General features: G+C 33.1%; 11 protein-coding genes and 1 CRISPR repeat array. Of the genes, 10 read left to right on the forward strand and 1 reads right to left on the reverse strand.

The window, feature by feature from the left end; translation table 11 throughout:
• The first annotated feature begins 142 nt into the window (after nt 1-142).
• From VER_RS09790 to cas2, 10 genes are all read left to right on the forward strand, one after another.
• Nucleotides 143-985, forward strand: a complete 843-nt coding sequence (locus VER_RS09790; protein ID WP_162100641.1) for a fumarate hydratase — start codon at nt 143-145, stop codon at nt 983-985.
• Nucleotides 986-994: 9 nt separating this feature from the next.
• Nucleotides 995-1,546: a FumA C-terminus/TtdB family hydratase beta subunit gene (locus VER_RS09795; protein ID WP_162100642.1), complete on the forward strand. Its 552-nt coding sequence runs from the start codon at nt 995-997 to the stop codon at nt 1,544-1,546.
• 74 nt (nt 1,547-1,620) lie between these two features.
• The gene (locus tag VER_RS09800; protein WP_202922159.1) at nt 1,621-3,033 is read left to right on the forward strand and encodes an anion permease; all 1,413 of its coding nucleotides are present in this window, start codon (nt 1,621-1,623) and stop codon (nt 3,031-3,033) included.
• A 261-nt stretch (nt 3,034-3,294) separates the two neighbouring features.
• Entirely contained in the window at nt 3,295-5,952 is a 2,658-nt protein-coding gene (locus VER_RS09805; protein WP_162100643.1) for a CRISPR-associated endonuclease Cas3'', read from the forward strand.
• A gap of 12 nt (nt 5,953-5,964) precedes the next feature.
• A complete protein-coding gene (gene cas5c / locus VER_RS09810; protein WP_162100644.1) occupies nt 5,965-6,708 on the forward strand; it encodes a type I-C CRISPR-associated protein Cas5c in 744 nt (247 codons plus the stop codon).
• Entirely contained in the window at nt 6,708-8,675 is a 1,968-nt protein-coding gene (locus tag VER_RS09815) for a type I-C CRISPR-associated protein Cas8c/Csd1 (protein ID WP_162100645.1), read from the forward strand. The genes cas5c and VER_RS09815 overlap by 1 nt, the downstream gene beginning before the upstream one ends.
• A gap of 36 nt (nt 8,676-8,711) precedes the next feature.
• The gene (gene cas7c / locus VER_RS09820) at nt 8,712-9,584 is read left to right on the forward strand and encodes a type I-C CRISPR-associated protein Cas7/Csd2 (RefSeq protein ID WP_162100646.1); all 873 of its coding nucleotides are present in this window, start codon (nt 8,712-8,714) and stop codon (nt 9,582-9,584) included.
• Between the two features lie 21 nt (nt 9,585-9,605).
• Entirely contained in the window at nt 9,606-10,259 is a 654-nt protein-coding gene (gene cas4 / locus VER_RS09825) for a CRISPR-associated protein Cas4 (protein WP_162100647.1), read from the forward strand.
• Nucleotides 10,256-11,287, forward strand: a complete 1,032-nt coding sequence (gene cas1c, locus VER_RS09830) for a type I-C CRISPR-associated endonuclease Cas1c (protein WP_162100648.1) — start codon at nt 10,256-10,258, stop codon at nt 11,285-11,287. The genes cas4 and cas1c overlap by 4 nt, the downstream gene beginning before the upstream one ends.
• A gap of 144 nt (nt 11,288-11,431) precedes the next feature.
• Nucleotides 11,432-11,722, forward strand: a complete 291-nt coding sequence (cas2, locus tag VER_RS09835) for a CRISPR-associated endonuclease Cas2 (RefSeq protein ID WP_162100649.1) — start codon at nt 11,432-11,434, stop codon at nt 11,720-11,722.
• A 191-nt stretch (nt 11,723-11,913) separates the two neighbouring features.
• Nucleotides 11,914-12,410: a CRISPR direct-repeat array (repeat unit 32 nt; unit sequence AGTCTTATACATGTGTGTAAGTGGATTGAAGT).
• A gap of 85 nt (nt 12,411-12,495) precedes the next feature.
• Here the strand turns inward: cas2 and VER_RS09840 are convergent.
• Nucleotides 12,496-13,188, reverse strand: a 693-nt coding sequence (locus VER_RS09840; RefSeq protein ID WP_202922160.1) for a transposase, incomplete at its 5' end; no start/stop codon positions are given.

Here is a 13,188-nt window from a genome sequence, read left to right on the forward strand (position 1 = left end):
ATTTAGTACTATAAATTATATTTATTGCATAATTATTATAACATATTTCACATAAAGTTATAGAGTTGTTATGATTGTGCTAACGAAAGTCGTTATAAAAAGTTTGTAAAGGTTTAGTGTATTGCGTATTAGGAGGTCTAACATGAGAGTATTACAGACAGAAGCATTAATTCCTGTCATTGAAAAGTTATGTATTAAGGCTTGTTGTGAATTAAATGATAATGTAATGGATGCATTTCGCAAAGCTTTAGAAACAGAAGAATCACCCATTGGTAAACAATCGTTAGAAATTATTGTTGAAAATGGTGAATTTGCTAAAAAAGAGCAGTTGCCATGCTGTCATGATACCGGTGTAGCCGTTGTATTATTAGAATGTGGTCAAGAGGTATGCTGGGAAGGTATGCCATTAGAAGATGCCGTAAACGAAGGGGTAAGACGTGGTTATACGAATGGTTATTTGCGTAAGTCTGTAGTTGCTGATCCTTTAAATCGTGAAAATACAAACGATAATACGCCAGCTATGTTACATGTTGAAATTGTACCAGGCAATCAAGTAAAAGTAACAGTAATGCCTAAAGGTGGCGGTAGTGAAAACATGGGAGCGTTTAAAGTGTTATTGCCAGGTGAAGGCAAAGAAGGGGTTAAACAATTTTTGCTTGATACAGTAGCTAAAGTTGGTGGTAATCCTTGCCCTCCATATATCATTGGTATCGGTGTAGGCGGTACTATGGATACTTGTGCTTGGATGGCTAAAAAAGCGTTATTACGGCCTATCGGTGACCGCAATCCAAACCCATATTATGCTGAACTAGAAGAGGAATTTTTGGAAGCTGTCAATAAATCTGGGATTGGTCCTATTGGTATGGGTGGGACTGTAACTGCCTTAGATGTACATATTGATTATCATGGGGTGCATATTACAGCATTACCAGTAGCGATTAATTTTCAATGTAATGCAGCACGTCAGGCAAGTGAAGTGATTTAGGAGGCTATTATGGAACGGGATGTACAATTACCTTTAACAAAAGAGTTTGTGAAACAATTAAAAGTAGGTGATGTTTTATATTTAACAGGCTATGTATATACATGTCGTGATGCGGCACATAAGCGAATTAAAGATTTATTGGAGGCTGGTGAAGAATCACCATTAGATTGGACGAATCAATTGGTATATTATGCAGGGCCATGTCCACCTCAACCAGGTCAAGTATTTAATTCTAATGGACCTACAACAGCAGCACGTATGGACCCATTTGTTGAAATGATGTTTCAATTAGGTGCGGTTGCTTTTTTAGGCAAGGGTGATCGTGCCCCTTATGTAGCTGATTTATGTAAACAATATGGTGGTGTATCATTGTTAGGTGTTGGTGGTGCATCGGCTATTAATGCGGCTCGTGTGAAATCAGCGGAGATTGTATTATATCCTGAATTAGGGACAGAATCTATTAAAAAGCTATACTTTGATCGCTTCCGCGTTATTGTGGGGATTGATACAGAAGGCAATGTATTGCAAAAGCAAGAAGTGGCAAAGTATAAGAAGGCTTAGCATTGAACTTCGGTATGTACTATTTGATAATTATAAAATAAAATTTTACGATTAGGTAAATATAGGTATATTATATGAAGCATATGAGGAAAACGATAGCGTCTTGGGTAGTGCCTATTATAGTGGGTGTTGGAATTGCAATGTCTCCAGTGCCAGAAGGACTTTCTAATCAAGCGTGGTATTTGCTAGCTGTGTTTTTGGGAACAATTATTGGTTTTATATTGCAACCATTACCAATTGGTGCTATTGCATTTATTAGTATTACAATTACACAATTAGCTAATATTTTAAAACCGAGTCAGGCTTTAGCTGGATTTGGTAATAGTAGTATTTGGTTAATTGTAGCAGCCTTTTTGTTTGCTAAAAGCTTTATAAAAACGGGGTTAGGGCGGCGAATCGCTTTTTGGTTAATTAAGAAAATGGGAACGAGCACTTTAAAATTAGCGTATACGATTATTTTAAGTGATTTGATTATTAGTCCGGCGACGCCTTCTAATGCAGCGAGAGCTGGGGGAATTTTATTTCCCATAGTAAGAGGCTTAGCCTCTGCATTTGATTCAGAGCCAAATAAGAACCCCCGTCGAGTAGGTGCTTTTTTGATGCAAGCTGAATATCAAGGCAATACAATAACTTCAGCAATGTTTATGACTTCTATGGCAGGTAATCCATTAGCCATTTTATTAGCTAGTCAAGCCTTAGGTATTAATATGTCTTGGGGCACTTGGGCCTTGGCAGCGATTGTTCCAGGTTTAATTGCGTTAGCAGTGGTTCCGTATTATTTGTATAAAGTGTATCCCCCAGAATTAAAAAAGACGCCTGAAGCACAAGCATTAGCCCATAGAGAATTAGCAGACATGGGGCCTATGAGTCATTCTGAAAAGATGGTAGCTATTATTTTTATAGGTGCTTTGTTATTGTGGAGTACCTCTAATATTACAGGGATTCATGCGACGGTAGTTGCTTTGTTAGGGGTATCTAGTATGTTGGTCTCAAGAATTTTAGAGTGGCAAGATGTATTGGATGAAAAAGGTGCTTGGGATACATTGATTTGGATGGGCACATTGGTAGGCTTAGCAGGTCAGCTAGCTAAGACAGGAATCATTGACTGGATGTCAGTTCATATTAGTAGTGCTTTAGTTGGTGTATCTTGGCTGGCAACTTTAACTATTTTATTGCTTATTTATTTCTATATTCATTATGGCTTTGCAAGCTTAACAGCTCATATTACCGCTTTGTATTCCGCATTTGTTACGATTGCTGTAGCGGCAGGAGCACCTGTATATTTGGCTGTTTTAGTATTTGCCTTTGCTTCTAATTTATGTATGTCATTAACGCATTATGCAGCCGCACCGGCACCAATCTATTTTGGGGCTGGCTATGTATCACAACAAACTTGGTGGAAGTTAGGATTCCAAGTTTCTGTGATTAACATAATAATTTGGTTTGGTATTGGTTCCACTTGGTGGTATATACTAGGATTATGGTGATAAAGGCAGCAGGTCTGTATAGGCCTGCTGTTTTTTATTTTAATAGGTTAGATTTGCTAGTTTAGTTTCAGTATGGTTGATATTTATAAAAACTCTTAGATTGATACTTGGGTAAGCAATGATTTTAGTGAGGTGTAATTTTAACCTGAAAAATTTAGATTAATTATTTGGGTTTTAATACTAGAAAAAAATATCTTATAGATTATACTTAAAATAAGGATATTTATCTGCAAGATATTTTGACAATAAAGGGGAAGAATAATGGAACTATTGGCTCACATTAATGAAAAAACAGGCATTAAACAAGGTTTATTTGAACATTTACTTAATTGTGCAAATTATGCAAAAGTGTTAGGTGATGATATAGGGGCATCAAATATTTGTTTTTTAATTGCAATTTTGCATGATGTAGGTAAAAGTAGTGAAGTTTTTCAAAAATATCTTTATAATAATAGCAAACAAAAGGTGATTCATTCCTCTATGGGAGCTAGATTTATTGAATATATTTCTGAAGATATTCAAAAGAATATATTGAAAAATAAAAAAATTGAGGATAAAGAGAAAAAATTAAGAAGTTTATATAAGAATCTTTTACAATACTGTATATTAGCCCATCATGGATTATTTGATATTATAACAGATGATAATAATAGAATAGATAAACGAGTATTTTCATATAATAATCAGGATGAAAGAAAAGCAGAAAAAATTTTTTATAAAGAATTTTTTCAATGGATATATAAAATGTCTAAAGATTCATTGGAGAATTTTTATGAAAAAGGATATAAAGAATTTTGTATTTGGATTGAAAAGAAGAAGGAATTATTACAATTTTTAGATAATAAAGGGGCGAATGTAAAAAAAGCAGAGGCCTTTTATGATGGTTGTATGATGAGATTATTATTGTCTATTCTAAAAGAAGTAGATATTTATGACTCGTCTAATTACGATAAGGCGATTAGTGATAATAGATTTCCTAAAGAAGAGGTTAATATGTTATGGGAGAAATTTTGTGAACAAACCACTAAATTATATAAAAGCTTTGAGAAACATAGTGCAGTATCACATGATTTAGGAACACAGAAGAATCATAGATTAAACTGTATTAGGAGTATATTAGCAAATGAAGTATTGGAAAAAGCATATTTATGTTCTAATGGAAATTATAAATTAGATATGCCTGTTGGATCAGGAAAAACATATGCAGCATTAAGGTTTGTAGTGGAAAATGCTCGATTTTTTAAAAAAAAGAGAGTATTTTATACTACTGCATATCTATCTGTATTAGAACAGAATGCAGAAGAAATTAAAGCTGTACTTACAGATGCAGGAAAAAAGAATGAATATGAAAAATATATATTGGAACATCATAGTAATGTTATAGATGAAACAAGTCCATTTGATATTAATCAATTAAATGAGCAAGAAGATGAATATCATTATATTAATTATTTGAAAGAAAGTTGGGAAGCACCATTTATTTTAACAACAGTAGTACAATTAAGTAATACATTATTTAAGAATAAATCAGCATCTATACGTAGATTTTCAAAATTAATAAACTCTACAATAATTATAGATGAAATTCAGAGTCTTCCTATAAAAACCATGTATATAAATAATCTAATGTTTAATTTTTTAGCTAAGTTTATGAATGTTACTATTGTTCATTGTACTGCAACTCCTCCATGTTATGACTTGAAAGGTGTATTAGAATTTCCTTGTTATTATGGGAATTTAATTAAAGAATCAGAGGAGAATATAATCACTAGTTTAAGTAATAAAATAAATACTCTTAATCCTGTTTTTTCTAGAGTTCTTTATAAAATCTTGATGAAAGGTGAAAATAATGAAGGATTTACAACAGCGGAGTTGGTTTCTCATATAGCTAATACAGTTAATTTAAGAAAAAGTGTTCTTGTTGTTTTAAATACTAAACGAGCAGTTGAAGAATTATATAATGCACTAAAAGAATATTATGATGAGACGGATACTAGGCCTTTATTGTACTACTTGACTACTAATCAGTGTGCAGCGCATAGATTAGATATTATAAAGGACATAAAAGGTAGATTAAAAAGTAATGATTCTTATACTCCAATAATTTGCATTAGTACTAGATTAATTGAAGCTGGTGTTGACTTAGATTTTGATGTAGTATATCGTTCACTTATCGGTATAGCAAGTATTATTCAATCAGCAGGTAGGTGCAATAGAGAAGGTAAATTATCCAATAAGGGGATAGTTTATATTATCAAATATATAATTGAGAACTTAAGTTATTTACAAGAGTTTAAAATGGAGCAAAACGCGACATTACTTACATTAAAAGATCAAAAATTAAATTTTGATAAAGAGGATTCTAGTTTTATTGTGGAGAAATCTTTAAGTGAATTGTTAGATTTATATTTTGATGAGTTATATAAACTTATCAAAAACAAGACAAATCTTTTTAGTTATCCTGTATTTAAGGGTAGCAATACTCTGTTGGACTTATTGAGCATTAATAGGTCTATAACTAATGCTTGTGCATTAAATCAAGATACAAAAGAAAAAGTATTAAGAATATGGGAAAGTCCAATGAAGCAAAGTTTTAAAACGGCGGGCGAACAATTTCAGCTTATTGAGGATAACTCTATTTCTGTGATAGTTCCATATAAAAATAAGGAGTTATTAGCTGAGTTAGATGATTTAATTGATCGGATACAAAAAAATAGTAGTGAGGTACTATTGTTGTGCTTTAAAATTTTATTACAGCGATTACAAAGAAATACTATTAATATCCAAAAGTATGTAATAAAAGAGTATGAGCCATATTTGAGTACTATTTTGGATGGAAAAATTTATTTGTTAAGCGAAGAGGGATATGACTATAGCAAAGGCTTAATAAAGGGATATATGAATGAATTAATCTATTAGAGGGAGGTTATTATGTTTCAGTCTAATCCATTTTATATGAAAATATATGGTGATTATGCATTGTTTACAGATCCTATGTCCAAAGGTGGTGGAGAAAAATTTACTTATCAAGTACCTACATATCAAGCAATTAAAGGTATTATTGAAGCGGTATATTGGAAGCCGACATTTGTGATTTATGTGGATCAAATCAAAGTGTTGAATCCTATAAAAACTGAAAGTAAAGGGCTTTTATTTCCTCCATTAATTTCCTCTGGTAGTACTCAGCGAGTGACACATACTTACTTGAAGGATGTTGCATATGGAGTTAAATTTCATTTTGAGTGGAATGAACAATTTAAGCAATTTAGTGATGACAGAAATGAAATAAAGCACGAACAGATTATGTTGCGTTCAATGAAAAAAGGTGGACGTCGAGATATATTTTTAGGTGTAAGAGAATGTTTAGGATATATATCAAAATTATCAGAAAGAGAATATGAAGAGTTAAGTACATTTCAAAATGGTGATATATCATTAGGCCTTATGTTTCATTCTTTTGTTTATCCTAGAACATTTCATGAGTCAGTTGAGTATGAAGAAGATTATTTATATTCTAATTTTTCTCCTATTATTATGAGTGATGGTGTTATTACTTTTTGTCGTCCTGAAGAATGTACAATTTCTCATCAATTGCGAAAGTTTGGAACTAAAAAGGATATTCAAATTAAGCCGGTTGTTGACGAATTGAATGATTATGGGGAGGCGAATGTATAATGAGCCTGTTACAATCATTACTTAAGACATATGATTATGCTGAGCAGTTAAATCTAGTTGGTATATGCTCAGACTCTAGTTCTGCATGTATAGTTCCAATTTATCATGATAGTTTTAGTAGCTCTAAATATAAGGTATATGAAATTTTATTAGACGAGAATGGAAATTATATATCAGGAGATTTTTTACCTCCTGGTGAATTTTTAATATTTCCTGTTACGACAAAATCTGCTTCTAGAACACAGAATAAAGAACCTAGGCCATTGTGTGATAAATTGTTCTATATGTTAAATGATGTGAAATCTTGTGAGTTTAGTCCTACATATGAAAATTATATAGATGGTTGTTATCAATATTTAGTCGAAAATAAAGTTAAATGTCCGAGTTATAGAGCTATTTATAAATACTTAAAAAAGAAGAGTTTAAAAAGTGATATTATCAAGGAAATAGGAGAAAATCCTGATACTAAAATTGATAATGACAATATAATGATTAAACGTAAAAAGATTGATATTAATAAACTTTTCATATCTTTTGCGGTTCGAACTAAAGAACGAGGTGTGATTACTACATCTAGAGATGTTGAATTACATAGATTATATATTAATTATTTAAAAAGTTTAGATGAAACTGATCAAGAGATTTGTGATGTCTCTGGTACTAAAATGCCGTGTATAACAAAACATAAATCGTTATTTGATACTAGAAAATTAATTTCTAGTAATATTGACTGGTTTTATAAAGGTCGCTTTAATAAAGAAAATCAAATTTTTCATATAGGCGTAGAAGTATCTCAAAAAATTCATAATTTATTAGCTTATTTGATTAATAATAGATGTTATAATTGGCAAATAAGTGAATCTGCTAGTGTACTATCTTGGATGACGACGGATTTATCTCGTGACAGCCGTATTTTATGGCAAGATCATATTATAGAGAATCAAGGTGAATTGTTAGATTCTGATTTAGATTACTCAGATATTGATGATTTTCTTGGTGGCAAGCGTGCTCAAAAAATAAATTCTTATTTTAGTGGACAGAAGTTTTTAAAACAAGGGTTTTATGATGAGAATTTTTGTATTTTATTTTTAGAGACAAATAGTAAGGGGAGAGTTTCAGTTAGGCATTTTGAAAAATTTAAGCAGGCTGAAGCAAATTTTAATATTCAAAAATGGTATGTTGACTTAGCAGTGCGAAAAAAAGATAAAAAAGAAAATAAAATGATAAATGTAGCACCGTCTATTGAAAAGTTAGTGACATTTTTATATGGGAGACTTCAAAGTGAAAAAGAAATAAATTCTAGTAATGATATTTTTACTTTAAAGTCTGACGCTATAAAAAAGAACTTTATAGAGCGTTTTTTGATATGCCTAATTAGAAGACAAAAAATGCCAGACGATATTGTACAGAGAGCAACTAATAATTTATTTAATCGTCACGTGTATGGAAAATATTGGAATGAAGCATTATGGCGAGGTGTTAGTATAATTAAAAAACATAAAATAGATATTGGAGAACTTAAAGTAGGTAAGAAGGGGGAGCTTATTATGGAAGAATCAAGAAGTTTTTTATATGGGAGGTTAGTTGCTATTTATGAGAAAATTGAAAAAGAGGCCGTATATGTGTCAGGGAATGATTTAAAAGCTAAAACAAATGTAGAAACTTATTGGCAAATGATACGTATTAGACCTTTGCGATTAGTAAATATTCTTGCTGATCGAATTCTTCCTTATAGAGAAACTCTAATAAAGAAAGGACGAGAAAAAAGGGTTTTCTATTTTGATAATTTGCTGACGGAAATATATGCTAAGCTTTATGAAATTGAAAAAAATCTCTCTAATATCCAGAGTGAAAGAGTTGGAGATGATTTTATTTTCGGATATCATATACAGCGTCAGGAGTTATATTTAAGAAAACAAAATAATGATAAGGAAGAAGAATATGTAGATTTAGAAGAGTCAAAGTAGTTAAAACTTTTTTTATAATGATGGAGGGATTTTATTATGTGTTCGTTAAGTAAAAAGATTGACTTTATTTTATTTTTTTCTGTAAAGAATGCAAATCCAAATGGGGATCCATTAATGGGTAATTTGCCTAGAACTGATTATGAGGGTTATGGTGAGGTATCGGATGTTGCAATAAAACGTAAGATTAGAAATCGATTTCAAGATTTAGGGTATGATATTTTTGTACAAGCAGACGATCGTATTACTGATGGCTATACGTCATTAAAAAAGCGTTATGATGAAACTTTTAAAGTTAAAGAAGATACGAAAACCATTCAAGCGATAGCTTGTCAAAAGTGGATGGATGTTAGAGCATTTGGACAGGTATTAGCATTTAAAAGTAATGATAAAGATGAACAAGGGATTTCTATAGCTGTCAGAGGACCGGTCTCTTGTAGTATTGCTAAAAGTTTAGATTTAGTTAATATTAGAACTATGCAGATTACGCGAAGCACTAATGGTCAAGAAGGAAAGAAAGAAGGAGATAAAGTCTCTGATAGAATGGGATCTAAGCATTTTGTTGAATATGGTGTTTACAAAGTATGCGGCAGCATTAACTGCTATTTCGCTGAAAAAACAGGTTTTACAGATGAAGATGCTGAATTGGTAAAAGAAGCATTACACACTTTATTTGAAAATGATATGTCCTCTGCTCGGCCAGAAGGTAGCATGGCCGTAGAACGTTTATATTGGTTCACCCATCCTAATAAATTGGGCTGCACATCGACGGCGCATATTCATAATTTAGTAGAAGTAAAACATTTGGCGGAAGGGGCCCCTCGTAGCTTTGCTGACTATGAAATCACACTCAATGAAGATAAGTTGGCTAGCTATAAGGCGGATGGCCTCACTGTTGAAATCATTGAATAAGTATAGAATAAGTGTGATTGTATGACCAAGGAAGATGATTATTTACAAATAGCAGGGATTCAACACTTTGCGTTTTGTCGCAGGCAATGGGCGTTGATTCACATTGAACAGGCGTGGGCTGATAACTTCTTCACCATTGATGGCACTATTAAACATGAAAAAGTAGATACAGGTAAAACGGATGAAAAAATTGGCAACAAGCGGGTACTCCGTTCGTTGCCAGTTATCTCCCATACTTTAGGCATTCGGGGAATTTGTGATGCCGTAGAACTTGTGGAATCAGATGCCGGCGAATATTTTAGTAAATATGATGCCAAGTATACCGTAATTCCTGTAGAGTATAAGCGTGGTAAATCTAAAGACGATTTAAGTGATCAATTACAGGTTGTAGCTCAGGCCCTATGCTTGGAAGAAATGCTGGGTATTGAAATTACAGAAGGGGCTTTGTTTTATCATGAAACGAGGCGCCGTGAGGTAGTTCCTCTTACGGAAGCTATACGGGATTATGTGAAGCAAATGGTTGCTGAAATGAATCAATATTATACGCGTCAGTATACACCGAAAGTAAAAGTTACTAAACGATGTAAGGCTTGTTCGTTACAAAATCTTTGTTTGCCTGAGCTGAGTAAGGTAAAATCAGCAACAGAATATATGCAAAGGCGGTTGACGGAATGAAAGTATTACAAAATACCTTATATGTTATGACACCAGACATTTACTTAGCTACAACAGGTGAAAATGTAGTTTTGAAAAAAGACGGTGAGACCTTAGGCCGCTATCCTTTGCATAATATTCAAGACATCGTAACGTTTGCTTATAGTGGAATTAGTCCTAAGTTATTAGAACGTTGTATGGAACAGGGCATCGGTATTGCGTTTATGACTAGTCATGGTCGTTTAATTAGTCGTATGCAGGGACGTTCACAAGGCAATATTTTATTACGCCGTGAGCAATATCGACTATGTGATGACATAGAGCGGGCACTGGCAGTGGCAAAGCATGTAATTACAGCTAAAATTTATAATGAAAAATGGACATTAGAGCGCTACATTAGACAATATAGTGAGCGACTTGATACAAAGCGCTTGAAAAGCGTGTCTAATACATTGACGGCTTATAGTAAGCAATGTAGCTCTGCTGCTAATATGGCGCATTTGCGTGGTATTGAAGGCGTGGCTCAGTCTGAATATTTTAGTGTTTTTGATGATATGATTTTGAATCAAAAAGAAACGTTTCAATTTACGACTCGCTCTCGTAGACCGCCATTAGATCGGGTTAATGCGTTATTGTCTTTTATGTATAGCGTGCTTGCTAATGATGTAGCTAGTGCTTTAGAGTCAGTAGGGCTCGATGCCTATGCTGGTGTTATGCATGTAGACCGGCCAGGACGGATTTCCTTTGCCTTAGATTTGTTGGAAGAGTTGCGTTCGCCATTGGTAGATCGATTTGTCTTGTCTTTGATTAACCGTAAAGTGGTTAACAGTAAGGATTTTTCAGAGGAAAGCAATGGAGCGGTCTTAATGAATGACGAAGCTCGGCGTGCCGTTATTGCTAAATGGCAGGAACGTAAAAAAGAAACGTTAGTACATCCATTTTTAGAGGAAAAAATTCCTTGGGGCTTGGTGCCTTTTGTACAGGCCCTTTTATATGCACGTTTCTTGCGTGGTGATTTGGATGCATATCCACCCTTTATGTGGAAATGATAGTCTGGAGTGGGGGCATTATCTAGGCTATCTAGGCGATGGTATAAGCACATAGATTGAGCCTTAGTTAGGCAAAAAAACGGTGCCATGAAATAGTGCAATATAATAGTGCAATGAAATGTTAATCAGGATGGATGTGGTAGTGTGTATGTATTAGTGACGTATGATATTAATACAGAAAGTACGGCTGGCAAACGCCGATTACGTCAGGTGGCTAAAGTTTGTCTTGATTATGGGCAGCGAGTTCAAAATTCGGTCTTTGAATGTAGTGTAGATGAGGGGCAATTTCGCTTATTAAAGCATAAATTGGAAAAAATCATTGATGCTGATATTGATAATTTACGCTTTTATCGTTTAGGCAAAAATTATAAAAGTAGTATTGAAACTATGGGGAAAGATCTTTCTTATGATGTGGAAGGACCAATGATTATTTGAGCTAGAGATTGATTTATATTTGTTTGTGTTAGAGTGCGAATAGTAAGTTGTTTATAAAACTAAATACAGTTCGCACTCTATTTTTTATATGTTGATAATCTATTTTGATTGATGAGAAGATACTTATAAAAAAGAATAGTGATTTTTCATAGATATGGTGGGAATTTATTCGTTTGCTACTATATGTAGCTAGTCTTATACATGTGTGTAAGTGGATTGAAGTTAATAGAGCTAAACGTATTTGTAATCGAACGGTCAGTCTTATACATGTGTGTAAGTGGATTGAAGTTATTAATGGCCAAATGCGATCATGTATAGGGATAAAGTCTTATACATGTGTGTAAGTGGATTGAAGTTGAATACTCACCAATAGCAACAGAATTACCATCAAGTCTTATACATGTGTGTAAGTGGATTGAAGTCATCAGATAGCATGGATATTTGTTGCTCGTTAAGCAGTCTTATACATGTGTGTAAGTGGATTGAAGTAATCCCAGATTATACGTAGTGTGCAGACCATAGAAGTCTTATACATGTGTGTAAGTGGATTGAAGTGCCATCAACGATATTATTTGAACCTAAAGTCTTAAGTCTTATACATGTGTGTAAGTGGATTGAAGTAAGAGAATTTATCGAAACACATTTCAAATTTAATCAGTCTTATACATGTGTGTAAGTGGATTGAAGTGCTAAACGTCTTAGCTATCTTAGTTTTAATTTCGGTAGTGTAAATAATTTTGTGTAAACACTTTAAGATTATCAGTTACAACTAGTTATAAATCTATACGCGCCTGAGCAAATCCTCGATGAGTTCGCTCAAAGAATTTTGCATTATACTCATTGGCGTAAGAGCACACAAAACGTTCTAACGAAGCTTCATTAGGAAATTGTTCTTTTTTACCTATAGTTCGTTTAAGATGTTTATTAAATTGCTCAATAATATTAGTTGTGTAAATACTTGCTCTAATTGAAGTTGGAAATTCATAATATGTAAATAAATCCGTTATATCAGATAATATTCCTTGTAACTTAGGATAGATAGGTTGCCAAGTCGTTAAAAAAATTCCTAGTATTGACGTTGCTTGTTCGTAAGAGGTGGCTTGATATATCATCTTTAATTCCCTCATAATAACAGCTAAATCCTTGCGACGTATTAATTTTTGAATATGTCGAAGAATATGAACCCAACAGCGTTGAAACTTAGCAGCTGGATATTGAGTAAGGCATAGGTCTTTTAAGCCTATAAATCCATCTGAAATAAAAAGTAGTACAGACTTAACTCCTCGCTTTTTTATTGAAGTTAATAGTTCATTATACGCATCAAGAGATTCACTAGGTCGTATGATATAGTCTAAGACTTCTTTTTGTCCAGATGGCGTAATCCCTAATAATACATGGAGTGCCTCTTTTTGAACGGTATTACGTTTTACAGAAATAAAAGTAGCGTCACAATATATCGCAGCATA

It is taken from the genome of Veillonella sp. R32 (assembly GCF_010093125.1).
In the GTDB taxonomy this organism is placed as follows: Bacteria; Bacillota; Negativicutes; order Veillonellales; family Veillonellaceae; genus Veillonella_A.